This is a genomic window from Nonomuraea sp. NPDC003754, from assembly GCF_053605785.1.
In genome coordinates, this window is sequence record NZ_JBSGJX010000040.1 from 60,899 (window position 1) to 85,542 (window position 24,644).

21 protein-coding genes are annotated in these 24,644 nt (G+C 72.7%); 16 read left to right on the plus strand and 5 right to left on the minus strand.

Annotated features, from left to right (window positions below; genetic code table 11):
• Positions 1-61: 61 nt before the first annotated feature.
• A complete protein-coding gene (gene glgP / locus ACWEVS_RS36220) occupies positions 62-2,644 on the plus strand; it encodes an alpha-glucan family phosphorylase (protein WP_452555235.1) in 2,583 nt (860 codons plus the stop codon).
• 204 nt (positions 2,645-2,848) lie between these two features.
• On the plus strand, positions 2,849-3,724 hold the full coding sequence (locus ACWEVS_RS36225) for a MurR/RpiR family transcriptional regulator (protein ID WP_354909857.1): 876 nt from the start codon (positions 2,849-2,851) through the stop codon (positions 3,722-3,724).
• Positions 3,725-3,775: 51 nt separating this feature from the next.
• Here ACWEVS_RS36225 and ACWEVS_RS36230 read toward each other — a convergent pair whose 3' ends face one another.
• Positions 3,776-5,686, minus strand: a complete 1,911-nt coding sequence (locus ACWEVS_RS36230) for an N-acetylmuramoyl-L-alanine amidase (protein WP_452555237.1) — start codon at positions 5,684-5,686, stop codon at positions 3,776-3,778.
• A gap of 115 nt (positions 5,687-5,801) precedes the next feature.
• On the opposite strand from ACWEVS_RS36230, the gene ACWEVS_RS36235 reads away from it, so the two are divergent.
• The gene (locus ACWEVS_RS36235) at positions 5,802-7,163 is read left to right on the plus strand and encodes an FAD-dependent oxidoreductase (RefSeq protein WP_452555239.1); all 1,362 of its coding nucleotides are present in this window, start codon (positions 5,802-5,804) and stop codon (positions 7,161-7,163) included.
• 4 nt (positions 7,164-7,167) lie between these two features.
• Here the strand turns inward: ACWEVS_RS36235 and ACWEVS_RS36240 are convergent, their stop codons facing one another.
• The gene (locus ACWEVS_RS36240) at positions 7,168-7,605 is read right to left on the minus strand and encodes a VOC family protein (protein ID WP_452555241.1); all 438 of its coding nucleotides are present in this window, start codon (positions 7,603-7,605) and stop codon (positions 7,168-7,170) included.
• An 89-nt stretch (positions 7,606-7,694) separates the two neighbouring features.
• Here ACWEVS_RS36240 and ACWEVS_RS36245 point away from each other — a divergent pair, with 89 nt between their 5' ends.
• Complete coding sequence (locus tag ACWEVS_RS36245; RefSeq protein WP_449928875.1) at positions 7,695-8,300, plus strand: response regulator transcription factor; 606 nt, start codon at positions 7,695-7,697, stop codon at positions 8,298-8,300.
• Here ACWEVS_RS36245 and ACWEVS_RS36250 read toward each other — a convergent pair.
• A complete protein-coding gene (locus ACWEVS_RS36250) occupies positions 8,226-10,097 on the minus strand; it encodes a histidine kinase (protein WP_452555243.1) in 1,872 nt (623 codons plus the stop codon). The two genes, ACWEVS_RS36245 and ACWEVS_RS36250, sit on opposite strands and share 75 nt — an antisense overlap.
• A 13-nt stretch (positions 10,098-10,110) precedes the next feature.
• Complete coding sequence (locus ACWEVS_RS36255; RefSeq protein WP_452555245.1) at positions 10,111-11,778, minus strand: lysylphosphatidylglycerol synthase domain-containing protein; 1,668 nt, start codon at positions 11,776-11,778, stop codon at positions 10,111-10,113.
• 86 nt (positions 11,779-11,864) lie between these two features.
• On the opposite strand from ACWEVS_RS36255, the gene ACWEVS_RS36260 reads away from it, so the two are divergent.
• Genes ACWEVS_RS36260 through ACWEVS_RS36285 form a run of 6 tightly spaced genes read left to right on the plus strand, consistent with a single transcriptional unit; the run spans position 11,865 to position 18,568 of the window.
• Complete coding sequence (locus ACWEVS_RS36260) at positions 11,865-12,737, plus strand: NAD-dependent epimerase/dehydratase family protein (RefSeq protein ID WP_452555247.1); 873 nt, start codon at positions 11,865-11,867, stop codon at positions 12,735-12,737.
• Positions 12,734-14,221, plus strand: a complete 1,488-nt coding sequence (locus ACWEVS_RS36265; RefSeq protein ID WP_452555249.1) for a hypothetical protein — start codon at positions 12,734-12,736, stop codon at positions 14,219-14,221. The genes ACWEVS_RS36260 and ACWEVS_RS36265 overlap by 4 nt, the downstream gene beginning before the upstream one ends.
• Complete coding sequence (locus ACWEVS_RS36270; RefSeq protein WP_449928865.1) at positions 14,208-15,215, plus strand: iron ABC transporter substrate-binding protein; 1,008 nt, start codon at positions 14,208-14,210, stop codon at positions 15,213-15,215. Before ACWEVS_RS36265 ends, ACWEVS_RS36270 begins: the two co-directional genes overlap by 14 nt.
• The gene (locus ACWEVS_RS36275) at positions 15,216-16,712 is read left to right on the plus strand and encodes an ABC transporter permease (RefSeq protein ID WP_449928863.1); all 1,497 of its coding nucleotides are present in this window, start codon (positions 15,216-15,218) and stop codon (positions 16,710-16,712) included.
• Positions 16,709-17,785, plus strand: a complete 1,077-nt coding sequence (locus ACWEVS_RS36280) for an ABC transporter ATP-binding protein (RefSeq protein ID WP_452412415.1) — start codon at positions 16,709-16,711, stop codon at positions 17,783-17,785. The genes ACWEVS_RS36275 and ACWEVS_RS36280 overlap by 4 nt, the downstream gene beginning before the upstream one ends.
• Positions 17,786-17,794: 9 nt before the next feature.
• Positions 17,795-18,568 (plus strand): enoyl-CoA hydratase/isomerase family protein, encoded by a 774-nt coding sequence (locus ACWEVS_RS36285; RefSeq protein ID WP_449928859.1) that lies wholly within the window; start codon positions 17,795-17,797, stop codon positions 18,566-18,568.
• Positions 18,569-18,667: 99 nt separating this feature from the next.
• Here the strand turns inward: ACWEVS_RS36285 and ACWEVS_RS36290 are convergent, their stop codons facing one another.
• Positions 18,668-18,814 carry a hypothetical protein gene (locus tag ACWEVS_RS36290; protein WP_452555252.1) on the minus strand — a complete coding sequence of 49 codons (147 nt, stop codon included), beginning with the start codon at positions 18,812-18,814 and terminating at the stop codon, positions 18,668-18,670.
• A 112-nt stretch (positions 18,815-18,926) separates the two neighbouring features.
• On the opposite strand from ACWEVS_RS36290, the gene ACWEVS_RS36295 reads away from it, so the two are divergent.
• The 6 genes from ACWEVS_RS36295 to ACWEVS_RS36320 all read left to right on the plus strand — a co-directional run.
• Positions 18,927-19,265 carry a hypothetical protein gene (locus ACWEVS_RS36295; protein ID WP_449928855.1) on the plus strand — a complete coding sequence of 113 codons (339 nt, stop codon included), beginning with the start codon at positions 18,927-18,929 and terminating at the stop codon, positions 19,263-19,265.
• Complete coding sequence (locus ACWEVS_RS36300) at positions 19,256-20,461, plus strand: DUF6395 domain-containing protein (protein ID WP_452555254.1); 1,206 nt, start codon at positions 19,256-19,258, stop codon at positions 20,459-20,461. Before ACWEVS_RS36295 ends, ACWEVS_RS36300 begins: the two co-directional genes overlap by 10 nt.
• A gap of 82 nt (positions 20,462-20,543) precedes the next feature.
• A complete protein-coding gene (locus ACWEVS_RS36305) occupies positions 20,544-21,386 on the plus strand; it encodes a M55 family metallopeptidase (RefSeq protein WP_449928851.1) in 843 nt (280 codons plus the stop codon).
• Positions 21,379-22,932: a flavin monoamine oxidase family protein gene (locus ACWEVS_RS36310; protein ID WP_449928849.1), complete on the plus strand. Its 1,554-nt coding sequence runs from the start codon at positions 21,379-21,381 to the stop codon at positions 22,930-22,932. The genes ACWEVS_RS36305 and ACWEVS_RS36310 overlap by 8 nt, the downstream gene beginning before the upstream one ends.
• Before the next feature lie 17 nt (positions 22,933-22,949).
• Positions 22,950-23,465, plus strand: coding sequence for a YbaK/EbsC family protein (locus ACWEVS_RS36315; RefSeq protein WP_449928847.1), 516 nt, complete (start codon positions 22,950-22,952; stop codon positions 23,463-23,465).
• A 122-nt stretch (positions 23,466-23,587) separates the two neighbouring features.
• A partial coding sequence (locus tag ACWEVS_RS36320) for a serine/threonine-protein kinase (protein WP_452555256.1) occupies positions 23,588-24,644 on the plus strand: 1,057 nt, incomplete at its 3' end.

Consider the following 24,644-nt stretch of genomic DNA (forward strand, 5'->3'; position numbering starts at 1 on the left):
AAGTGATCGATCTACGGGACTGCTGCTTGTCCACCACCACTCACCACCTAGGGTCGGAATCGTGAGAGCTATCCGCAGGTTCACCGTCCGCACCGTCCTTCCCACGGAGTTGGCCGCCCTCGGCGAGCTCGTGCACAACCTCAGGTGGTCGTGGCATCCAGAGACCACCGACCTGTTCTCCGAGGTCGATCCGGCCGTCTGGGAACGCGTTGGGCACGACCCCGTCGCACTGCTGGGCGCCGTCGACCCGGCCAGGTTGCGCCAGCTGGCGGGTGACCGCCGCTTCCTGCGTCGCCTCGCCGACGCAGCCGACGACCTGCGCGAGTACATGACCGCGCCGCGCTGGTACCAGACGCTGCCCGACGCGGCCGAGGCGATCGCCTACTTCTCGCCGGAGTACGGCATCGCCGCGGCCCTGCCGCAGTATTCGGGCGGCCTCGGCATCCTGGCGGGAGACCACCTGAAGGCGGCCAGCGACCTGGGCGTGCCGATCCTGGCGGTGGGGTTGCTCTACCGCCACGGTTACTTCACCCAGTCGCTGTCGCCCGAGGGCTGGCAGCTGGAGCACTATCCCAGCCTCGACCCCGGCGGCCTGCCACTCACCCTGCTGAAGGACGAGGAGGGCACCGCCGTCCACATCAGGATCGGGCTGCCCGGCCACCGCGCCCTGCACGCGCAGGTGTGGGTGGCGCAGGTCGGCAGGGTGCCGCTGCTGCTGCTCGACTCCGACGTGGCCGACAACGACGCGGCCGCGCGCGACGTCACCGACCGCCTCTACGGCGGCGGCACCGACCACCGGCTCATGCAGGAGCTGCTGCTCGGCATCGGCGGCGTCAGGGCGATCCGCGCCTACTGCGGGATCACCGGTCACCCCGAGCCCGAGGTCTTCCACACCAACGAGGGCCACGCCGGATTCCTCGGCCTGGAGCGCATCCGCGAGCTGACCGAGTCGCGGCTGAGCTTCGACGAGGCGCTGGAGGCCGTGCGCGCGGGCACGGTGTTCACCACCCACACGCCCGTCCCCGCCGGCATCGACCGCTTCCCCGCCGACATGATCGAAAGGCAGTTCGGCGGCGACAACGCCTGGCCGACCGTGCCCGTCGAGCGCATCCTCGCGCTGGGCGCCGAGCGCGAGCCGGGCCGCTTCAACATGGCGATCATGGGCATGCGCCTGGCCCAGCGCGTCAACGGGGTCTCAGAGCTGCACGGCGAGGTCAGCCGGGAGATGTTCAAGGAGCTCTGGCCGGGCTTCGACCTGCACGAGGTCCCGATCGGGTCGATCACGAACGGCGTCCACGCGCCCACGTGGGTCGGTCGCGAGATCATGGAGCTGGCCGGTCGCGAGCTGCCGTCCCTGATCGACAAGGGGCAGGGCTGGGAGGGCGTCCACAAGATCCCCGACGCCGACATCTGGGAGATCCGCGGCCTGCTGCGCGAGCGCCTGGTCGAGGCGGCGAGGGTACGGCTGCGCCGCTCCTGGCGCGACCGGGGCGCCTCCGACGCCGAGCTGACCTGGGTCGACGACGCGCTCGACCCCAACGTGCTGACCATCGGGTTCGCCCGCCGCGTGCCCTCCTACAAGCGGCTCACGCTCATGCTGCGCGACCCGGCGCGGTTGAGGGAGCTGCTGCTCGACCCCGACAAGCCGGTGCAGATCGTCATCGCGGGCAAGGCGCACCCGGCCGACGAGGGCGGCAAGAAGCTCATCCAGCAGATCGTGCGGTTCGCCGACGAGGAGGACGTGCGGCACCGCATCGTCTTCCTGCCCGACTACGACATGGCCCTGGGCCAGCTGCTCGTGCAGGGCTGCGACGTCTGGCTGAACAACCCGCTGCGGCCGCTGGAGGCCTCGGGCACCTCGGGCATGAAGTCGGCACTGAACGGCGGGCTCAACCTGTCCATCCGCGACGGCTGGTGGGACGAGTGGTACGACGGCACCAACGGCTGGGCCATCCCCACCGCCGACGGCGTCGCCGACCCCGACCGGCGCGACGAGCTGGAGGCCGCCGCGCTCTACGACCTGATCGAGCACGAGGTCTCCGACCGCTTCTACGACCGCGCGGCCGACGGCCTGCCCCGCAGGTGGCTGGAGATGGTGCGCCACACGCTGGCCTCGCTCGGGCCCAAGGTGCTGGCCGGGCGGATGCTCCGCGACTACGTCGTGGATCTCTACACGCCCGCCGCCGCCGGCGCCCGCGCGCTGTCGGCCGACGTCTACGCGCCCGCCAAGGCGTTCGCCGCCTGGCGGCTGCGCGCCGCCAAGGCGTGGCCCGGCGTCAGGGTGGAGCACGTGGAGGCCTCGGGTGTCGGCGACACGCCCGAGGTCGGCGCCGCCCTCGACCTGCGGGCCACCGTCGCGCTCGGCGAGCTCGAGCCGTCCGACGTGCTGGTCCAGACGGCGTACGGCAAGGTCGGCCCGCACGACGAGCTGCTGAACCCCGGCTACCTGACGATGGCGCTGGAGGGCACGAACGACGACGGCAAGGCGCACTACGCGGGGAAGGTGCCGCTCGAGAGCACGGGCGCCTTCGGGTACACGGTGCGGGTCGTCCCGCACCACCCGCTGATGGCCTCGCCGGCGGAGCTCGGCCTGATCGCGCTGCCCGAGGAGCCGGCCGGCATGACCAACGGCACCCTCCGCTGACCACCTGCCCGCGGGGCCCGGGACACCGGGCCCCGCGGGACCGGCGGGGACCTACCGGCGGGGTCAGCGGGACGGCCGCGGGTCCGGGTCCCCCTGGGTGGCCGGGCGGCCTCCGAGACCCCCAGGTCGAATCCCGCTTTGACGGTTTGTGGGAAGGACGTCCGACAGCGATCGGTGCGCCCGTCCAGGCCCCATAATCGGTATGTGGAAGACACCCGGAACGCTCTCAGGGCCGACACGCTCGTGGCCACCGTCCGCGGCGTCCTCCCGTCGCTGACTCCCGCCGCCCAGACCGTGGCCAGGCTCATCCTCGAGGACCCCGCCACCGTCGCCCGTAGCACCATCACCGAGCTCTCGGCCGCCTCGGGCACCAGCGAGGCGACGATCGTCCGCACGGCGAGGCTCCTCGGGTTCGCCGGCTACCCGCAGCTCAGGCTGGCCCTGGCGGCCGCCGCCGCGCAGCCTGACCGGCTGGTCCCCGGTGACCTGGCCCCGGACGACCCGCTGTCGGAGGTCATCCTGAAGGTGTCCCGCGCGGAGTCCGAGGCGATCAACGACACCGTCGCCCAGCTCACCTCCGAACGGCTCGGCCTGGTCGTCGACGCCATCGTGGGCGCCCGCAGGATCGACTCCTACGGCGTGGGCGCCTCCGGCCTGGTCGCCGAGGACATGGCGCAGAAGCTCATGCGCATCGGCCTGTCCAGCCACGCCTTCCAGGACGCCCACCTGGCCCTGACCAGCGCCGTCCTGCTCAAGGAGGGCGACGTCGCGATCGGCATCAGCACCTCCGGCGAGACCCCCGACGTGCTGGAGCCGTTGCGGCTGGCGGGGGAGGCGGGGGCCACGACGGTCGCCATCACCAACAATCCGCGTTCGTCGCTGGCCGAGCTGGCCGAGCACGTGCTGATCTCGGCGGGGCGGGAGACCGAGTTCCGCCCCGGCGCGCTGGCCAGCAGGATCAGCCAGCTGCTCGTCGTCGACTGCGTGTTCGTGGGGGTGGCGCAGCGGACGTTCGACACCTCACAGGAGGCGCTGCAGAGCACCAGGCGCGCGGTCGCCGACTTCACCCGCAAGCGCTGACACAGCGATCGGGACCCCCACCCGGGCGGGCGGGGTCCCGATGCGAGGGACCTACTGGAACGACACCGTGACGTCGTCGGCCTTGACGAACATCACCCGGTGCCCGAACTGGACCTGCAGGTACCGCGTCTTGCCGCGCACCACCGTGTGCGGCGCCGGGTCGAAGGTCACCGCCCGGTAGTACTCGGTGGCCGCGGGACCGGCGAGCGTGTACTTCTCTCCCGCCGAGAACGTGTACTGCAGCGGCGTCACCGCCTGGTACGGGATCCCCGCCGGGTAGGCCTCCTTCTCGGGGTAGGCCCTGCCGTACACGGGGACGGTGGCCAGCCCCGGGCGGGGGGTCACGACGAACCCCATGGACGGCACCGCGGTCGGGTTGTCGGCGGGGTTGTGGAACCACGCCTTCTGCCCGAGGTACCAGATGGCCGTCCAGTCGCCCTGCCGGTCGGCCACGGCGTAGCGCTGGCCGGTCGTGGCGCGGGCGCTGTGGTCGTAGACGCTGTAGAGCGAGTCACCGGTGGGGTGCTTGCCGATGTCCTTGACCAGCGGCGCGTCGGCGCGCGGCTCGGTGCGCAGCCACACCGTGGAGGCGGGCAGCGGCGGGCACGCCGCCGACGGGTTCTTGCGGTCGCACCCGTAGAAGTACGGCTTGTTGGTCGCGAAGTCGGGTTTGATCATGATCGAGCCGGCCTTCGGCCCGCCGAACTGGTGCAGCGGGGCGCCCATGAGCTCGAAGTAGTGCGCCCAGTCCCAGAACGGTCCGGGGTCCTCGTGCATGCCCCGCACCGTGCCCGGCAGCGTGCCGGGCACGTTGTCGTGGCCGAGGATGTGCGCGCGGTCGAGCGGCACGCCGTGGCGCATGGCCAGGTAGCGCACGAGCTTGGCGGACGTGCGGTACATCGCCTCGGTGTACCAGGTGCTTCCCTCGGCGAGGAACCCTTCGTGCTCGATGCCGATGGACTTGGCGTTGATGTACCAGTTGCCCGCCTGCCAGCCGACGTCCTTGGTCTTGATCTGCTGGGCGATGTGACCGTCGCTCGACCTGACCGAGTAGTGCCAGCTACCGGGCCACGTGGGGTCCTGGTTCATCCTGACGGAGGGTGCCCAGTAGCCCTCCATGTCGTGGATGATGATGTAGTCGACCTTCTGGCTCTGCGGCCGGTCGGCCAGGTCGTAGTGCCCGTAGTCGTCGTCGGGCAGCTGCGCGTACGCCGCCGGGATCCACTCGCAGGAGATCGAGTTCGGGCACTCGACGCCGTCGCGGCGGGGCAGGGAGAGCCCGAGCTTGTCGAGCCACTCCACGATCTTGCCCAGTCCTGGCACGGGCTTGAGGGCGACCTGTTGCCCGTCGTCGGTCTTCCGCGTCATGCCCGAGGCGATCACCGAGTAGACCTCGTCGGCGAAGAACCTGGCCGCCTCGCGCTCGGTGGCGCCCGAGTAGCGGGCCACCGCGCCGTACCACTGCGCGGGGTCGTCGCTGAGCGGCGCCCCGAGCTGCTTCTGGTAGTCGGCGAGCAGGGCCGCGCCGCCGCGGATGTTGGCCGCGGGGTCGGTCCTGAGCGTCTCGTGCGACTCGCCGGTGAGCTCGGCCGCCTTCTCCATGGTCTTCAGCGAGGCGGGGATGTCGGCCGGGGTCGCGGGCGGCTCGGCGGGCAGGGCCAGCGGGCGGCTGTCGTCGCCGCGCGCGTCCTCCTCTCCCTCACCGTGGTGGTTGGCGCCGGTGAAGGCCGCCGCGTCCGTCAGGTGCATGGGGCCGAACCCCGCGTTGTTGCTCGGCTGGCCCGCGTGGGCGTCCCAGCGGGACTGCAGGTAGGACACGCCGAGCAGCACGCTCTCCGGCACCTGGTAGGCCTCGGCCGCCGCCGCGAACGCCTGCTGCCGGTCCTCCGGCGCTTCTGCCTGCGCGACCCCTGCGGGGATCAGTAGCGGTAAAAAGCACGCGACCGCCAACGCTCTGCGCATCGAAGACTCCTTGACTGGGGGGTCGTACCGGAGTCAGCGTCTCAACATTTTCCTTCCTCTAGAAGAGTATTGAGAAGATATTTTTCATAACTTCACCCGGTAGGGTGACCGCGCCATGGAACTCGTGATTCTCGGAGCCGGCCCGGCCGGCCTGGCCGCCGCCTGGCGCGCGGCCCTGCGCGGCGTGCGGGTCACCGTGCTGGAGCGCTCCGCTCAGGTGGGCGGGCTGTCGTCGAGCTTCGAGGTCGCCGGGATCAGAGTGGACCACGGCAGCCACCGCCTGCACCCCGCCACGCCGCCGAACCTGCTGGCCGACCTGCGCGGACTGCTCGGCGACGATCTCCAGATCAGGCCGCGCAACGGCAGGCTGCGCGTCGGCGACCGCCTCGTCGGCTTCCCGCTGCGGGCGGGCGAGCTGGCGCGGCGCCTGCCGTACCGGATGCTGGCCGGGATCGCGCGCGACGCGGTCGTCGCGCGCGGAGGGGACGACTCGTTCGCGGGGCTGCTGCGGGCGAGCCTGGGACCGACGCTTTACGGTGCCCTGTACGAGCCTTACGCGGTCAAGCTGTGGGGGTTGCCCGGCGAGGAGATCGACGCGGACCAGGCGCGCAAGCGGGTCACCGCCGACAGCCCCTGGAAGATCGCCCGTAGGGTGCTGCGCGGGTCGCCGACCGGGCAGGGAAAGATCTTCTTCTACCCGCGTCGCGGGTTCGGCCAGATCGTCGAGGCCATGGCCGAGGCGGCGGCAGCGGCGGGCGCCGACATCCGCCTCGGCACGGCCTGCCAGTCGCTCGTGCCGGGGCCCGCGGGCGTGACCGTGCACACCGACACCGAGCGGCTCGAGGCCGGGCACGTCTTCTCCACCATCCCCATGCCCGCCCTGGCGCGGCTGGTGACACCCGGCCCGCCCGCCGAGGTGACGGCGGCGGCGCGCAGGCTGGAGTTCAGGGCGATGGTGCTGGTCTACGCCGTGCACGAGGGCGGCCGCTGGTCACCGTACGACGCGCACTACCTGCCCGGCCCTGAGACGCCCGTGACCAGGATCTCCGAGCCCGCCAACTACCGCGTCAGCGCCGGCGACCCCGCCGGCCACACCGTGCTGTGCTTCGAGATCCCCTGCCAGGTCGGCGACGCCGTCTGGACCGCGGACTCCTACGAGGACCTGGTCAAGGACTGCCTCCACGCCGCGGGCCTGCCCCCGCTGCGGCTCGCGGGCGTGGAGGTCCGGCGGCAGCCACACGTCTATCCCGTCTACCGCAACGGCTACGCGGGCCACCTGGCCGGGCTCGACGCGTGGGCGGGGCAGGTGCCGCACGTCACCACGTTCGGCAGACTCGGCCTGTTCGCCCACGACAACACCCACCACGCGATGGCCATGGCCTACGACGCCGTCGCCGCGCTGACCCCACGGGGCTGGGACGCGGCCGCCTGGGCGGCGGCCCGCGCCCGTTTCGCCCATCACGTGGTGGAGGACTGACCCGTCAGCCGTTGGCGGCGTCCTCGAGTGCCTTGACGTCGATCTTCGACATCTTCAGCATGGCCTGCATGGCCCGCTCCGCCCTGGCCGGGTCGGGGTCGCTGAGCAGCTTGGGCAGCGCCTTGGGGATGATCTGCCAGGAGAGCCCGTACTTGTCCTTGAGCCACCCGCACTGGCTCTCCTCGCCGCCGTCGGCGATGAGCTTCGCCCACAGCTCGTCGACCTCGTCCTGCGACTCGCAGTCGACGTAGAGCGAGATCGCCTCGGTGAACCGGAACTGCGGGCCGCCGTTGAGCGCGAGGAAGCGCTGGCCCTCGAGCTCGAACGTCACCATCATCGGAGTGACCTCGACGATCCTGGAGTTGCCGAAGATGGAGACGTAGTGGTTGGCCGCCTCCTCCGCCTGGTTGTCGAACCAGAGGTAGGTGGTGATCTTCTGCATGATGTGCTCCTTTCCGTTGTCGTTATAGTCGCCAAGACCGACAGAACCGTTGTAGTGCCACGCTCACCGGTTTCGTGTGAAGGATTCACATGATCAGAGTCTTGATCGCGGAGGATGTGCGCATCCTGCGCGAGACGCTGGCCGCCGTCCTCGCGCTGGAGGACGACCTGGCCGTCGTGGCGGCCGTGGAGCGGGGCGACCAGGTCGTGCCCGCCGTGCTGGAGTCGCGGCCCGACGTGGCCGTGCTCGACATCGGGCTGCCCGAGCTCGACGGCCTGAGCGCGGCGGCCCTGCTCCGCGACCAGGCGCCCGCCTGCCGCACCGTGGTGCTCACCGGGTTCGCCAGGCCCGGCTACCTGCGCAGGGCGATGGCCTCGGGGGTCAGCGGGTTCGTGCTCAAGCACTCGCCGCCCGCCGACCTGGTCGACGCCATCAGGAAGGTGGTCAAGGGCGAGCAGGTGGTCGACCCCAAGCTCGCCGTCGCCGCCCTGCGCAAGGCCGACAACCCGCTGGCCGCCCGCGAGGTCGACGTGCTGCGGCTGGCCGCGACCGGCGCGCAGGCCGACGAGATCGCCGTACGGCTCTCGCTCAGCAGGGGCACGGTGCGCAACTACCTGTCGTCAGCGGTCATGAAGCTCAACGCCAGGAACAGGGTCGACGCCATCCGCATCGCCGCCGACGAGGGCTGGCTGTAGCGGCAGCTCCGCCACCAGCTCGAACCGGCCGGCCGCTCGCCCGGCCCGCAGCCGCCCGCTCAGCGCGGCCACCCGCTCCTCGAGGTTGCCGATCCCGGCGCCGCCGTCCCGATCGGGTACGGCCGGCGCCACCCCGTCGTTGGCCAGGCGCAGCCGTACCAGCGGCGCCTCGTGCGTGATCTCCAGCGTGCAGTGGCGCGCCGCGCTGTGCCTGAGCACGTTGGTGACGCCCTCCCGCAGCACGGTCGCCAGCGTCGCGTCCACCTCCGTGGGCAGCCGCACGGGTGTGAAGGACCAGCTCACCTCGACGCCCGCCGCCTCCAGGACGGCCCGCGCGGACTCGGCCTCGGCCGCCAGCGAGATCTGGGCGCGCCCCGCGGCCACGGAGTCGAGGTCGGCCAGCACCTGGCGGGCCGCGTCGAGGCCGTCGGACAGCTGCCGCCCGGCCGCGGCGGGATCGCGCTCCAGCAGCCGGAAGGCCAGCTCCGCCTTGAGCACCACCACGGACAGGCCGTAGCCGAGCAGGTCGTGCAGGTCCCTGGCGAACCGCAGCCGCTCGCGCGCCACCTCGACCCTGGCCAGCTCGGCGCGGGCGGCCCGCAACTGGGCGGTCAGCCTGGCCATCCGCCAGAGCGCGTAGACGACGACCGCCCGCTCGGTCAGGTAGACGACGCCGTAGGCCACGTCGAGGCCGTTGCCGGCCAGGCCCGAGACCGTCAGGTGGAAGACGACGTCGCCGGCCACCACCGCGCCCACCCCGATCCACCGCAGCGGGCCGCGCAGCAGCACGACGACGGCGCCCGGCAGGAACGTCGTGACGTACCAGAGCTTGGCGCCCAGCACCAGCGTCGGCGCGTAGGCCAGCACCAGCATGGCCGCCAGCACCCACCGCCGGTGGCGCCCGTCCGACAGGCAGGTCCGCAGGTACAGGGCCACGAAAGCGGCCAGCGCGGCGACGAACACCGCCAGCTGGAGCCCCGTCGGCCTGATCTGGAGGAGGTGGCGCACCTCATGAGGCACGATCATGAGCAGCAGGGTGACGACCACGAGCACGCGCACCACTCCGGCGGTCAGGTCGCCGGCCACCGCCCTGGCGGGCGCGCCGGCGCGGTGCGCGTGGGAGACGGACCTGACCTCGGTGAGCGCCGTTCGCGCCGTCGCGAGGCTGGACTCCAGCTCGGCGCGCGTCAGGCCGGGCCGGCGCAGGGCGGCGACGACGCGTTCGAGGCTCCCGCCGACCCGCGCGTTGAGCTCCTCGGCGAAGGTCAGCCGCTCGCGGGCGACCTCGGCGGCGGCCAGCTCCGCCCGGGTCGCGCCCAGGTCGACGATCAGGTCGTAGAGGCGGACCACGCCGTACAGCGCGACGCCGACGAAGGCGGCCTGCCCGACCACGAGGTAGAGCGCCTCGCTCACCGTGTCGCGCACGGTCGTCGCCGACCAGTACTGGGCGGCCAGCACCAGCGAGAACGCCGTCCAGCGCGCCCACGGCCTTCTGACCAGCAGCAGGACGGCGGCCGCGAGGAAGCCGGTGTTGCCGTACCAGGTGCCGGCGAACCACACCAGCCCGGCCGCCGTCAGCACCGCCTGGACGGCCAGCGTCACCGGCCACCGGCGCGGCCTGCTCCCGTCGGTCCGCCGCACGCAGTTGCGCAGGTGCAGCGCCAGCAGGACGGCCAGCATCGCGAACGCGACGGCCTTCCGCGCGGGCGGGTCGGGGGAGTAGACGACGCCGATGACGCCGCCGAAGGAGAAGCCCGCGCTGACCACCACGGCGACCAGCTGCGCCAGCCGTAACATCGCGCCTCCACTGTCACGTGTTCAGCTCACGATGCACCGCGGGGATCACCTTGCGAAGGTATTTGCCGAGTTTCACGAAAGATTCACCGCTTTGCCGGAAGGCGTAGCGGATGGGCACCTCGCGATAGACGAAGCCCTTGGCCAGCAGGTCGAGCGTGAGCACCTGGGCGTAGTTGTAGTCGTGGATCACCTCGGCGGCCGCGACGGCGGCCGGGGAGAAGGCGCGATAGCCGCTCTGGCCGTCGGTCAGGTCGCGCCGCCTGGTCAGCCAGCGCATCCACACGGTCAGCATCCTGTTGCCGAACCTGCGGTGCGGCAGCATCCGCTCGATGGTGCCGGCGAAGCGGGAGCCGACCACGTAGTCGGCCGCGCCGCTGAGGACGGGGGCGGCCAGCGACTCCAGGTCCTCGGGGAAGTACTCCAGGTCGGCGTCCAGGTAGACGGCCGCGGCCGGGCGCAGCCGCGCCGCCTCCGCCAGGCCGCGCCGTACCGCCGCGCCGAGACCCAGGTTGCGCGGCTGCGGCAGGACGACGGCGCCCGCCTCACGCGCGCGGGCGGCCGAGGCGTCGGTGGAGCCGTCGTCGATCACGAGGGTGACCAGGCTCCTGCCGGCGACGGCCGAGGGCAGCCTCCTGATCACCTCGCCGATCGTGGCCTCCTCGTCGAAGACGGGGATGAAGGCGACGACGGGCGCGTCGTCCGGCACGGGACACGGTGCCGGACGGGACGGCAGCCGGCGCGGGAGCCGGAGCCGGCCGAAGTAGCCGGGAGCGGGAACGCCCAGGGCGACGCCGCCCACGACGAGGGAGTAGGCGGTCTTCACCGCGTGCGTGAGCAGCGCGACGGCGAAGGCGGTCCCGCCGGGCACGGCCAGCGCCACCATGGCGGCGGTGGCCGCGGCCTCGTAGGAGCCGAACCCGCCGGGGGTGACCGCCACGGTCTGGGCGGCGATGGTGACGGCGGTGACGGCGACCGCGTCCGCGGCGGACAGGTCCGCACCCGCCAGCCTGGCGACCTCGTAGACGACGGCGGCCTCCAGCACCCAGGCGAGCGCCGCGCATCCGCACACCGCGATCGCCCGCAGCCACTCCGCCCGGCCGCGGACGCCCCCAGGGCCGCCGGTGCCAGGCGCCCCGGACGGTGCCGCCCGCGTCGGGGTGGCCCTGCGGTGGCGGGCGGCGAGCGCGAAGCCGGCGACCGTGGCGAGCGCCAGGACCGCGGCGACGGGCCACACCCACCACCCCGCGGCCGACGACACCAGCGCGGGCGCGGCGGCGACGGCCAGCAGGACGACGGCCAGCAGGTCCGCCGAGCGCGCCCCGACCGCGGAGGCGACCACCTGGGTGGGCGCCAGCGAGGTCCTGCGCAGCACGGAGGTCACCCGCAGCGCCTCGCCGAGCCGGAACGGCAGCACGTGGTTGCCCAGCAGCGACACGTGGATCGCCGCCCACGACTGCCCGAGCGGCAGCCCCGGCAGCACCAGGGTCCACGCCCACGAGCGCAGCACGAACGCCGCGCCGTACAGGAGGATCGCGGCGGCCAGGCCGAGCGGGTCGGCGAGCAGGGCGCGCGCGGCCCGGGCCAGCGAGGGACCCGAGACCACGTCCGCGAGGTACCAGACGGCCACGCAGAGCGCGACGACGCCGACGGCGCGGCGCAGGGCCTTGGGCATGACGTGCATCGGGATCCTTGGAGGTCAGGCGAAGTGAGGTTAGGCTACCTTTACCCTGCAAGGAGAAACGAGAGGCGGGGTAGCAGGTGACGTGCGTGGTGACCGGTTCCGCCGGATTCATCGGAAAGGCGCTGACCGAGACGCTGCTCGCGGCGGGCCACAAGGTGATCGGGATCGACAGGATCCCGCAGCCGTCCCGTCCCGGGCTGACCGTCCTGACGGCCGACCTGCTGGACGACGACGAGCTGGTCCGCGCCGCCCTGAAGGACGCCGACGCCGTCTACCACCTCGCCGGCCGCCCGGGGGTCCGCGACCACCGCCCCGGCATCGAATGGCACCGCCACCGCGACAACGTGCTCGCCGCCGCCAGGGTGCTGGCCGTCGTGCCGCGCCGCGTGCCCGTGGTCGTCGCCTCCTCCAGCTCCGTGTACGGCGGAGCCCGCCACGGGCGGCCCAGCGCCGAGACCGACACGCCGCGGCCGCTCGGCGGCTACGCGCGCAGCAAGGCCAGGCTCGAAGCGCTGTGCGCCGGGCGGCCGACCACGATCGTCCGGCCGTTCACGGTCGCGGGGGAGGGGCAGCGGCCCGACATGGCGCTGTCGATCTGGCTCGCGGCGGCCGTGGCCGGGCGCCCGCTGCGGGTGCTCGGGTCACCGGAGCGCACCCGCGACGTCACCGACGTCCGGCAGGCCGCGCGTGCCCTCGTCGACCTGACCGGGATGCCAGGCGTGGTCAACCTCGGGACGGGTCGCGGGCACACGCTGCGCGCGATGGCGGCGGCCGTCGCGACGGTGACGGGAACGGACGTCGCGCTCGTCGTCGAGCCCGCGTCCGGAGCCGAGCCCCACGACTCGCTCGCCGACACGCGCAGGCTGCGGTCGCTGATCGGATGGACGCCCGAGACGGACCTGCTCGACGTGGTCCGGCGCCAGCACGCGACATCAGGGGAGCTGGTGGGCGCGGTATGAAGCCGCCGGTCCACCGCTCGCCCGACGGTCCCCGTCCGACCGCGACGGTCCCCGAAGGGACGCCCCCGCACCCCGGCGCGTCCGGCGGGGGCCGGATCGCCCTGCGGTGGGCGATGGCCGGGGTCGCGCTCCTCGCGGCCACGGCGGCGCTGCTCGGCATCGGGGTGCGGGCCAGCTTCGGCGCGCACGTCGCCGTCGACGAGCCGCAGTACCTGCTCACCGCCCTGTCGATCTACGAGGACTTCGACCTCGACATCAGCGACGAGCTCGCCGCGCGCAGGTGGGTGCCCTGGGGCGGCGAGGTGCTGCCCGTGCAGACCGAGGTGCTCGAGGACGGCAGGCAGATCAGCCCGCACGACCCGCTCCTGCCGGTGCTGCTGGCCGTACCGATGGGGCTCGGCGGGTGGGTGGCGGCCAAGGTGACGCTCGCCCTGATGGCGGGCGCGCTGGCGGCGCTCACCCTGTGGACGGCGGTGCGCCGGTTCGGCGTGCCGTACCGGGCGGCGACGGCGGGGGTGGCACTGGCCTTCGCGAGCGCGCCCTTCGCGGTGTACGGCCAGCAGGTCTATCCGGAGCTGCCCGCGGCCCTGGCGACGGTCGCCGCCGTCGCGATCCTGACCGCCTGGCCCGCCCGGCCGGTGTCCGGCCCCGCGGCGGACCCGCGCCGGCCCCGGCCGGCGGCCCTGTGGGCGTTCGGCCTGGTCGTCACCGCCCTGCCGTGGCTGTCGGTGAAGTACGCCCCCGTGGCCGCCGTCATCGCCCTGCTCGGCCTGTGGCGCGCCAGGTCGAGGGCGCTGGCGGCCGGGTTCGCCCTGATGGGCGCCGCCTACCTGGTGATCCACCGGCTGGTCTGGGGCGGCTGGACCGTCTACGCCAGCGGCGACCACTTCCAGCAGTCGGGCGAGTTCGGCGTGATGGGGTTCGACCCCGACTACGCCGGCCGCGCCTTCCGCCTGCTCGGCCTGCTCGTCGACAGGGGTTACGGCCTGGCCGCCTGGCAGCCCGCCTGGCTGCTGCTCGTGCCCGCCGTCGTCTGCGCGCTGCGCGCCCCCCGGCGGCCGGTCCTGCTGCTCCCGCTGGCCGCCGCCTGGCTGACGGCGACGTTCGTGGCGCTGACCATGCACGGCTACTGGTGGCCGGGCCGCCAGCTCGTCGTCGCGCTCCCGCTCGCGCTGATCCTCGTCCTCGCCTACGTGGCCACAGCCTCCAGGCCGGTGAAGGCGCTGGCCGCGCTGCTCGGCGCGGCGGGCGTGGTCACCTACGGCCTGCTGGTGGCCGACGGCCTCGCCGGCCGCATCGCCTGGGTCTCCGGGTTCGAGGACGTCAGCTCCCCGATCTACCGGGCCGCCCGCCTCGTCCTGCCCGACTACCGGCAGGGCTGGGCGCTCTTCTGGCCCTACCACGTCGCGTGGCTGGTCCTCGTGCTCGCTCTGGCTCTCGCTCCGATCATCATGCTGAGAAGGAAAACTCATGTCACTCCGTAGGCTGGTCGCCACCCTGCTCGTCCCCCTGGCGATGCTCACCGCTTGCGGCGGTGAGAAGGGCTTCGACGACGACGCGCTGGTCGTCTACTCCGGTCGCAACGAGAACCTGGTCGGCCCGCTGCTGGAGAAGCTCGAGAAGGCCACCGGGCTCGACGTCCAGGTGCGCTACGGCGACAGCGCCGAGCTGGCCGCCCAGATCATGGAGGAGGGCGACCGCACCCGCGCCGACCTGTTCTTCTCCCAGGACGCCGGGGCGCTCGGCGCGCTGTCCAAGCACGGCCTGCTCGGCACGCTGCCGCAGGACCTGCTCGGCAAGGTCGACCCGAAGTACCGCTCGGCCGACGGCACGTGGGTGGGCGTGTCGGGACGGTCCCGGGTGATCGTCTACGACCCGCGCACGGTGCCCGCGCCGCCCAAGAGCGTGTTCGAGCTGACCGACCCCAAGTGGAAGGGCGCGATCGGCTGGGCGCCCACGAACGCCTCGTTCCAGGCATTCATCACCGCCATGCGGGTGCTCGACGGCGAGGACAAGACACGGCAGTGGCTGCAGGCCATGAAGGCCAACGGCACGCAGAGCTACCCGAACAACGTCGAGATCCTCAACGCGGTCGACGCGGGCACGCTGCGGCTCGGCCTCATCAACCACTACTACTGGTACGAGAAGGTCGCCGAGCGCGGGCAGAGCGGCGTGCCCTCCCGCCTGGCCTACCTGCCCGGCGGCGACCCCGGCGCGCTGATCAACGTGGCCGGCGTGGGCGTCCTGAAGAACGCCCAGCACGCCGACGCCGCGCGGAAGGCCGCCGCCTACCTGCTCGACGCCGACGCCCAGCGCTACTTCGCCGCGAAGACCAAGGAGTACCCGCTGATCGCGGGCGTGGAGGCGGAGCCGGGGCTGCCCAAGCTCGCCACCCTCAACGGGCCCGCGGTCGACCTCGGCAAGCTCGACTCGTTGGAGCAGACGCTCAAGCTGCTCCAGGACGTAGGCCTGGTCTAGGTGGCCCGTCACATCCCCGCAGCCCTGCTGGTCCCGGCGGCCGTCACCGCGGGCCTGTCCCTCGCGCCCGTGGCCTACCTCGTCGTGCGGGCCGTGGAGGGCGGGCTGCCCGCCTTCGCCGCCACGCTGTTCCGCTCGCGTACGGCGGAGCTGGCCGTGCGCAGCATCGGGCTGGCGGTGGTCGTCACCGCGTTGTGCGTGGTGCTGGGACTGTCGCTGGCCTGGCTCGTCGTGCGGACGGACCTGCCGGGGCGCAAGGTGTTCGGCGTGCTGGCTGCCCTGCCGCTGGCGGTGCCGTCGTACGTCGCGGCGTACACGTGGATCTCCCTCTTCCCGGAGATCTCGGGATTCTGGGGGTCGGTGCTGGTGCTGACGCTCTGCTGCTATCCCTACGTCTACCTGCCCGCCACAGCCACGCTGAGCCGGATGGACCCGGCGATGGAGGAGGTGGCGCTGTCCCTCGGCAGGGGCCGCGCCCCCGTCGTCGTGCGCCAGCTGCGCCCCGCCGCGGCCGCGGGCGGGCTGCTCGTGGCGATGTACGTGCTCGCCGAGTTCGGCGCCGTCTCGATCATGCGCTTCGACGTCTTCACCACGCAGATCTACACCGCCTACCGCGCCTCCTTCAACCGCACGCCCGCCGCCGTGCTGGGCCTGCTGCTGGTGCTCATCACGCTGCTGATCGTGCTGGGCGAGGCGCGCTCGCGGGGCAAGGCGGCCTACGCGCTGCGCGGCGCCCCCGCCAGGCGGCGCACCACGGTGCGGATGACCCCCGTCGCCAGGGTCGCCGCGACGGGCTGGGCGGCGGCGGTGGCCGCGCTGGCCGTCGGGTTCCCGTTGGCCGGCATCGGCTACTGGCTCCTGGACGGCTCGTCGCGCGGCATCGACGCCGCCGACCTCGGGGAGTCGGTGGCCGCCACGCTCGGCGTCTCGGCGGCAGGGGCGCTGCTGACGGGGGCGCTGGCCGTGCCCGTGGGGATCATCGCGGCCAGGCACCGCACGTGGGCGGCCAGGTTCGTGGAACAGTCGTCCTACGTCGGGCACGCGCTGCCCGGCATCGTGATCGCGCTGTCGCTGGTGTTCTTCGCCGTCCGCTACGCCTATCCCCTCTACCAGCAGTGGCCGCTGCTCGTGCTGGCCTACGCGGTGCTGTTCATGCCGGCGGCCGTCGGTGCCGTACGGGCCTCGGTCGTGCAGTCGCCACCCGTGCTGGAGGAGGTCGCCCGCTCGCTCGGCCGCGGCCCGCTCGGCGCGGTCAGGTCGGTCACGCTGCCGCTGGCACTGCCCGGCGTGGCGGCGGGCACCGCGCTGGTCTTCCTGACCGCGATGAAAGAACTGCCCGCCACCCTGCTGCTGCGGCCCACCGGCATGGACACGCTGGCCACCCAGCTGTGGACACAGACCGGCTCAGGTTCGTACGGCGCCGCGGCCCCCTACGCCGCGCTGCTGATGCTGCTGGCGGCGGTGCCGGGATTCCTGCTCGGGAGGCGTGAGGCATGAGCGGACTGACCGTTTCGGGGATCGTGAAGGCGTTCGACGGCGCGCCGGTGCTCAGGGGTGCCTCGCTGTCGGTGCGGGAGGGCAGCTTCGCCGCCGTGCTCGGCCCCTCCGGATGCGGGAAGACGACCCTGCTGCGGATCGTCGCGGGCTTCGAACGCGCCGACGCGGGATCGGTCTCCCTGGGCGGGCGCGAGGTGACCGCGCTGCCGCCGGAGAAGCGGCGGGTGGGGATCGTGCCGCAGGAGGCGGCGCTGTTCCCGCACCTGTCCGTCGCGCGCAACGTCGGGTTCGGGCTCCCGCGCGGGGGCTCCAGGGCGGAGTGGTCGTCACGGGTCGAGGAGTGCCTCGAACTGGTGGGCCTGGCGGGGTACGGCTCCCGCATGCCGCACGAGCTGAGCGGCGGCCAGCAGCAGCGCGTCGCCCTGGCCCGTGCGCTCGCGCCGCGACCGGGGGTGGTCCTGCTCGACGAACCCTTCAACGCGCTGGACAGGTCGCTGCGCGGGGTCGTGCGCGACGAGGTCAGGTCGGCGGTGAAACGCGCGGGGGCGACGTGCGTCCTGGTCACGCACGACCAGGAGGAGGCGCTGTCCATGGCGGACGTGGTCGCGGTCATGCGCGACGGCCTCATCGTGCAGTCGGACACGCCCGCCGAGGTGTACGCGTCGCCCGTCGATCTCGGGGTGGCGACGTTCGTGGGCGAGGCGGTCGTGCTGGACGCGATCTCGTCGGGCGGGGTCGCCTCGTGCGCGCTGGGCCGGTTGCGGCAGCGGTCGAACGGGGTGGCGGGGGCGGGCTTCGTCGCCCTCCGCCCGGAACAGGTCACCCTGACGGCCGGTTCCGCCCTTCCGGCCGACGGGGCAGGAAACGGGCAGGCCGGCACCCCGGCGTCCGCGGCGCCGAGGGGGCGGGTGGCGCGGGTGGAGTTCTTCGGGCACGACGCCGCCGTCACCGTCACCATGGACGACGGCGTGGTGATCCGCGCCAGGACCAGAGGCGTCGCCGTCCACCAGGTGGGCGACATGGTCGAGGTCGGCGTCGACGGACCCGTGCTCTTCTTCCCCGCCGCCGGATAAGGTCGCCCCATGGGTGAGTTTGTACGCGTCGAGGTGTCCGGCCAGATCGCCACGATCAGGCTCGATCGTCCGAAGATGAACGCCCTCAACGGGCAGGTCCAGCGCGAGATCGCCGAGTGCGCCCGCGCCGTGGACTCAGACCAGGGCGTCCAGGCGGTGGTCCTGTACGGCGGGGAGCGGGTGTTCGCCGCCGGGGCCGACATCAAGGAGATGGCCGACATGTCCTACGCGGACATGGCGGCCCACTCCAAGACCCTCCAGGACTGCTTCACCGCCGTCACCCGCATCGGCAAGCCGGTCATCGCCGCGATCACCGGCTACGCGCTGGGCGGCGGCTGCGAGCTCGCCCTGTGCGCCGACTTCCGCGTGGCGGGCGAGGGCGCCAAGCTCGGCCAGCCCGAGATCCAGCTCGGCATCATCCCCGGCGCGGGCGGCACCCAGCGCCTTCCCCGCCTGATCGGCCCGGCCCGCGCCAAGGACCTGATCTTCAGCGGACGCCACGTCACCGCCGCCGAGGCCCTGTCCATCGGCCTGGTCGACAGGGTCGTCCCCGACGCCGAGGTCTACGAGGCCGCGCTGGCGTGGGCGGCCACGTTCGTCGGCGGGCCCGCGGTCGCCCTGCGGGCCGCCAAGCAGGCCGTGGACGCGGGGCTGGAGGTCGACCTGGACACCGGGCTCGAGGTGGAGCGGCTGCAGTTCTCCGGCCTGTTCGCCACGGAGGACGCGAAGACCGGCATGCGCGCCTTCGCCGAGAAGGCCAAGCCCACGTTCACCGGCCGCTGACCCTTCCATCCCGGGGGCTCGCCTTCGCGCCGAGCCCCCGGGTCCCGCGACGCCGGCGACCTTCCGCGCGACCCCCGGGAGCGGCGTGCCGGGGGTTGGTCACTCCTTGATGACGGCGTCGCGCGGGCCGTCGTACACCGGGTTGCGGTCGTAGCGCCGGTCGGTGACGAGCAGGCGGACCGCGTTCTTGCCGTTCTCCTGCGCCTCCCACACGATCCAGTCGTCACCCACGGGGGTGTCCTGCACGCGCAGGATCCCGACGAACGTCTGGCCGGGCTTGAAGAGCTTGATTTCTGGTCAATCTCCAGAATCCCGACAGGCCCGGGTGGCAGAGGGTTTGCCGCTATCGTGGCGTTTCATGATGCGCGTCCTTGTCCCCGCGCGGCTGAGGAAGGCCGTGCGCTCGTGGTTCGACTCCCGCTACATCTCGGTCGCCGACCACCGCCAGGACATCAAGGACGCGTTGTGGGAGGTCCAGACCCTCCGCAGGGAGGTGACGAGCCTCCAGGAGGAGGTGCGGCGCCTCAGGGCGGCCCCCGGGCCCGCCGGGCCGCGCCCCGACCCCAAGGTCGCGGAGAAGGCGGACGAGGCGCACCGGCTGGCGCTCGAGACCGCGCAGGCGCTCGACAAGGTGCTCCAGAACGAGGTGCTCGTCTGGCAGGCGATCGACGAGCTGAAGGAGCGCTCGTGCGCGTGAGCTGGAGCGGGGGAGAGCTGACGTTCCGGCTCGACCCCGAGGACGAGATCACCGGCAGCGCCGCCGACGGCCACCCGGTGAAGCTGGCCACCAACTCGTGCGAGATCAGGGGCGTGCCGGGCGACGCGCACGACGACCTGTGGGCGGTGGCCGCGTGGACCGTCGTCGCGCCGTGGACGCGCAGGCGGATCACCTTCGACCGGCCGATATCGCCGGAGCTGGCGCGCGTGCTGCACGACGGGTGGGGCGTCGAGGCCGGGCCCGTCGGCGGGACGCCGCGCGCGGCGGGCAGGACGCTGGCCATCTCCTACAGCGGCGGCGCCGACTCGGTCGCCGCCGCGACGATCTTCCCGGACGCCCCGTTCGTGCACTTCAGGCGGGTGCCGCACCAGCGGGTGCCGAACCGCTGGCCGCACTACCGGTCGGACGTGCTGGCCAGGCTCGCCGCACAGACGGGCCGCGAGGTCACCACGGTCGAGTCCGACCTGGAGTTCACGCTGGCCGAGCCGCGGCCCGGCTACCCGGAGCACCACGCGGTCGCGGCGGGCGCGCTACTGCTCGCGGACGAGATGGACCTGGGCGGGCTCGCGTTCGGTTACGAGCTCGGCTCGCGGTGGCTGGGCGGCGACCGCTACCTGCTGCGCTTCACCCCCGACAACCCCATGTGGGCGCCGCACGGCGCGTGGGGGCGGCTGTTCGCGGCGGCGGGGGTGCCCATCGTGCTGCCCGTGGGCGGCGTCAGCGAGGCGGTCACGATGCGCATCGCGCTGAACTCGCCGCTGAAGGCGCAGGTCAGGTGGTGCCTGAGGGGCACCGGCGGGCCCTGCCGTACGTGCGGGAAGTGCCTGTACAAGGAGCTGATCCAGGCCGCGGTCGAGCGCCGCCCGATGGACACGCCGATCACCGCGAACCGTCCCGTGGCGCGCAAGTGGCAGGAGCCGCCGCCGTACGGCGGGCAGGAGATGATCGAGTACGGCTGCGCGCGCGTCCCCGGGATCGAGACGACGCCGTTCGCGAAGGCGGCCCACCACCTGCGGGCGACGGAGGAGTCGACGGCGTGGCTCGACCACTGCTACCGGCCGGCGGTCGAGGAGATCCCGCGGGCGTGGCGGGACCAGGTGGCGGACTTCATGGCGACGCGGGTCGGGTTCATGGACGCGGCGCAGGAGCGGCGGGTGGAGACGTGGGGCGCGTGACCGTCGGAGGAGCCGCACGGCTCTCTCATGAGAGGCGCGCGGGCGGGTCCGGACCGGGCCGCGGGCGAGTGGAGGCGATGAGGTGAAGGTCTACCTGTCGGTCGACATGGAGGGCGTGACCGGGCTGACCGACCCGGAGGAGATGCACGCGGGCAAGCGCGGCTACGAACGCGGCTGCGAGCTCATGACCGCCGACGCCAACGCCGCCATCGAGGGCGCCTTCGCCGCGGGCGCCACCAGCGTGCTGGTCAACGACGCCCACGGCTCCACCAAGAACCTCCGGATCGACCTGCTCGACCCCCGCGCCACACTCATCCGCGGCCCCGGCAAGTCGCAGCGCATGGCGCAGGGGCTCGACGCCTCGTTCGACGCCGCCATGTTCGTCGGCTACCACGCCCGCGCCGGGGTGCAGCACGGCGTGCTCAACCACACCTGGATGGGCAAGGAGATCCAGAACGTCTTCCTCAACGGCGAGCCGTGCGGCGAGACCCGGCTGGTCGCCGCCTGCGCGGGCTTCCACGGCGTGCCCGTCGTGCTGGTCGCGGGCGACGAGGCGGTCGGCGAGGAGGCCAGAGGGGTGCTCGGCGACGTGGAGACGGTCGCGGTGAAGAAGGGGATCGACAAGTTCTCCGCCGAGCTGCTGCCGCCGAGCCTGGCCCAGGCGCGCATCCGTGAGGGCGCGGCCCGGGCGCTTGCCCGGTTGAGCGACTTCACGCCCTACGCGGCGGCCAGGCCGTACACGCTGGGTGTGGAGTGGAACTCCACGGCGATCGCGGCGGCCTGCGCGCTGGTTCCCGGGGTGAAGCAGGCGGGGCCGCGGGAGATCGAGTTCGTGACCGGCGACTTCACCGAGATCATGGCGTTGATGGGCCTGTTCGCGACGATCGGCGGGCAGGTGGCCTGCGGCAGCGGTCCGTATGGCTGACCGGGCGACGCTCACCAGGCGGGGCCTGCTGGTCGGGATCGGCGCGGCGGGCGGCGCGGGGGCGATGTACGCCGCCATGGGCGCGCTCGGGATGGCCCCCTCGGCGCAGGACAAGGCCTTCACCCCGCCCCGGCAGGGGGATTTCACGCTCAAGGGCAAGGGCGCCGGGTCCGTGGTCGTCCTCGGCGCGGGCGTCGCGGGCCTGACCGCCGCCTACGAGCTGGGCAAGGCGGGCTACGACTGCACCGTGCTGGAGGCGAGCGACCGGACGGGAGGCCGCAACCTCACCCTGCGCGGCGGCGACCGGCTCACCGAGCTGAACGGCCCCGCCCAGGACGTCCGCTTCGGCGAGGGCGTCTACTTCAACGCGGGGCCCGGCAGGATCGCGCCGTGGATGGTCACGATGGACTACTGCCGCGAGCTGGGCATCCCCGTCGAGACGTTCGTCAACACCAACGCCGCCGCCTACGTGCACACCAACGGCCGGACGGTCCGCAACAGGACCGCCCGTGCCGACATGTACGGCTACATCGCGGAACTGCTGGCCAAGGCCACCCACCAGGGCACGCTCGACCGCAGGCTCACCGAGGACGACCAGGAGCGCCTGCTGGAGTTCCTGCGCAGGTTCGGCGACCTGGGGCCCAAGCTGTCCTACGAGGGTTCGGAGCGCCGCGGCTTCACCCGGTACCCGGGCATGGACGGCGGGACGGCGATCGCCGGGCCCGTGTCCGTCCACGACGTCCTGGCGGCGGGGGTCGGCCGGGCGATCACCAACGACTTCGGCTACGACCAGGCGACGCCGATGTTCCAGCCGGTCGGCGGCATGGACGCGATCGTCGTCAAGCTGGTGGCGGCCGTCGGCCGCGACCGCATCAGGACCGGCGCGAGAGTCACCGCGATCACGAACCAGGACCACGGCGTCACCGTCACCTGGGACGGCGGCGAGCTCACCGCCGACTTCTGCGTGGCCACCCTCCCACCGCACGTGCTGGCGAAGATTTCCCACAACCTTGGGGCAAACGTTACGAGTGCCCTCAAGACCCCCGTTCCGGTCGCCGCCGGCAAGATCGGACTGGAGTACGGCAGGCGCTGGTGGGAGCTGGAGGACCGCATCTACGGCGGCGTCACCGAGACCGACCTCGACATCACCCACATCTGGTATCCGTCGCACGACTACCACGCCCAGCGCGGACTGCTCGTCGGCTACTACAACGCCGACGAGGCCGCGCACCTGTACGGCGCGCTGACCCCCGAGGACCGCAGGCGCCGCGCGCTCACCCAGGGCAAGAAGATCCACGGCGAGAAGTACCGGGCGGACCTGCTGTCGAGCGTCTCCATCGCCTGGGAGCGCCAGCCGCACCTGCAGGGCGGGTGGGTTCGCTGGCCATCCTTTGATTCGTCCTTCACTCTCCTGCAACGTCCGTCTGGAAGGGTTTACTTTGCGGGTGACTGGCTCACTCATCTGGTGGCCTGGCAGGCAGGCGCCATGGAGTCGGCCAGGAGCGCCGTGACCCAGCTCCATCAGCGGGCCGCCGCGTCCGCGTGAGGCGTAGGGTCCTGGTCATGACATTGCACTGGGTTTCCGCGCTCGATCGGCTCGATCTGCTCGCCGAACCGGTGGCGCTGGCCGTACGTCACATGGAGGAGGAGGTGCGCGTGGCCGAGATCGACCCTGACCTGGCCGACACGGCGGCCTTCTGCGAAACCTACGGTGTGGCGATGGACGCGTCGGCCAACTGCGTGGTGGTGGCCGCCAGGCGCGGCGGCGAGGTGCGCTACGCCGCCTGCATGGTGCTGGCCACGACACGAGCCGACGTCAACGGTGTGGTGCGCAAACACCTCGACGCGCGCAAGGCCAGCTTCGCGCCGATGGACGACGCCGTCTCGCTGACCGGCATGGAGTACGGCGGCATCACCCCGCTCGGTCTGCCCGACGACTGGCCGATCCTGGTCGACGCCCGGGTGGCCGCGCATCCCGACGTGGTCATCGGCAGCGGGGTGCGGCACTCGAAGCTCGCCCTGCCGGGGGCGGCGCTGGCGGGGTTGAAGACCGCGGAGGTCCTGGATCTGGCGAATTGAGACTGAGGCGATACCGATGATTGGGAAACCCATGGGGGCGTGTCAGACGTTACACCTGCGTGGGAATGTGACCTCGAGGTTCATCTCTGGGGCGGGGTTTGAGCCGATATGGTGCTTCTGCCATGAACGATGACCGACTAGGCCCTTACCGGCTGCTCAGGCGGCTCGGCGAAGGCGGAATGGGCGTTGTCCACCTCGCTGTCGACCCGCAGGGGCGGCAGGTGGCGGTCAAGGTCCTGCGCGCGGAGGTCGCCGGCGACGACGTCGCCAGGCGGCGGCTCTCGCGCGAGGTCGACACGATGCGGCGGGTGCGCAGCAAGTACATCGCCGAGGTGCTCGACGCCGACGTGACAGGTCACCGGCCCTACATCGTGACCCGCTACGTGCCCGGACGTCCCCTCGACGAGGTCGTCAAGCAGGACGGACCGCTGGAGCTGCCGGCACTGGTCAGGGTCGCGCACGGGGTGGCCTCCGCGCTGGCCGCCGTCCACTCCGTCGGTGTGATCCACCGTGACCTCAAGCCGGGCAACGTGCTGATCCTCGACGGCGACCCCGTTCTCATCGACTTCGGCATCGCCCAGGCGGTCGACGCGACCAGGCTGACGCAGACCGGCATGTTCATCGGCACGCCCGGTTACCTCGCGCCCGAGATCATCGAGGGCCAGGAGGCGGGCCCCGAGGTCGACATCCACGCGTGGGCCGGCACCGTGCTGTTCGGCGCCACCGGCCAGCCGCCCTTCGGCAAGGGCACGCTGGAGATGATCTTCTACAACATCACGGCGGGCAAGGCCGAGGTGTCGGCGGCGCCGCGCGAGCTGCAGCCGATGCTCAAGGCGGCCTTCCAGCGCAACCCCGCCAAGCGGCCCAAGGCCGCGGAGCTGGCGGAGCAGACCGCGCGGCTGCTGTCAGGGCTGTCGGGGCCGGCCAGGACGCCCGACGAGCTCTCCACCATGCCGGAGTCCGGCAGGCAGGGTTCCCGGCAGGTCACCGACCCGGCCGACGTGCCGACCCCCGCGATCCCGCCCGCGCGCCCGCCGCTCGGGACCTCTTCCGGGCCGCACGGCGCGCCCGCCCCCGGCAGCCAGGAGTTCGTCTCGCTGCTGGGCAACCAGGGCGGCGCGCCGCCCGCCGCCGGCCAGGGCCGGCAGGCCCCGCCGGGCGTCCAGGGCCGGCCGCCAG

What these genes read in the sequence shown, in the direction of transcription:
- ACWEVS_RS36240 (WP_452555241.1), bottom strand. Translation starts at nt 7,605, where the DNA reads ATGCAGAAGATCACCACCTACCTCTGGTTCGACAACCAGGCGGAGGAG.
- ACWEVS_RS36265 (WP_452555249.1), top strand. Translation starts at nt 12,734, where the DNA reads ATGAAGCCGCCGGTCCACCGCTCGCCCGACGGTCCCCGTCCGACCGCG.
- ACWEVS_RS36295 (WP_449928855.1), top strand. Translation starts at nt 18,927, where the DNA reads ATGATGCGCGTCCTTGTCCCCGCGCGGCTGAGGAAGGCCGTGCGCTCG.
- ACWEVS_RS36315 (WP_449928847.1), top strand. Translation starts at nt 22,950, where the DNA reads ATGACATTGCACTGGGTTTCCGCGCTCGATCGGCTCGATCTGCTCGCC.
- ACWEVS_RS36255 (WP_452555245.1), bottom strand. Translation starts at nt 11,778, where the DNA reads ATGCACGTCATGCCCAAGGCCCTGCGCCGCGCCGTCGGCGTCGTCGCG.
- ACWEVS_RS36285 (WP_449928859.1), top strand. Translation starts at nt 17,795, where the DNA reads ATGGGTGAGTTTGTACGCGTCGAGGTGTCCGGCCAGATCGCCACGATC.
- ACWEVS_RS36245 (WP_449928875.1), top strand. Translation starts at nt 7,695, where the DNA reads ATGATCAGAGTCTTGATCGCGGAGGATGTGCGCATCCTGCGCGAGACG.
- ACWEVS_RS36270 (WP_449928865.1), top strand. Translation starts at nt 14,208, where the DNA reads ATGTCACTCCGTAGGCTGGTCGCCACCCTGCTCGTCCCCCTGGCGATG.
- ACWEVS_RS36280 (WP_452412415.1), top strand. Translation starts at nt 16,709, where the DNA reads ATGAGCGGACTGACCGTTTCGGGGATCGTGAAGGCGTTCGACGGCGCG.
- ACWEVS_RS36235 (WP_452555239.1), top strand. Translation starts at nt 5,802, where the DNA reads ATGGAACTCGTGATTCTCGGAGCCGGCCCGGCCGGCCTGGCCGCCGCC.
- ACWEVS_RS36230 (WP_452555237.1), bottom strand. Translation starts at nt 5,686, where the DNA reads ATGCGCAGAGCGTTGGCGGTCGCGTGCTTTTTACCGCTACTGATCCCC.
- ACWEVS_RS36250 (WP_452555243.1), bottom strand. Translation starts at nt 10,097, where the DNA reads ATGTTACGGCTGGCGCAGCTGGTCGCCGTGGTGGTCAGCGCGGGCTTC.
- ACWEVS_RS36310 (WP_449928849.1), top strand. Translation starts at nt 21,379, where the DNA reads ATGGCTGACCGGGCGACGCTCACCAGGCGGGGCCTGCTGGTCGGGATC.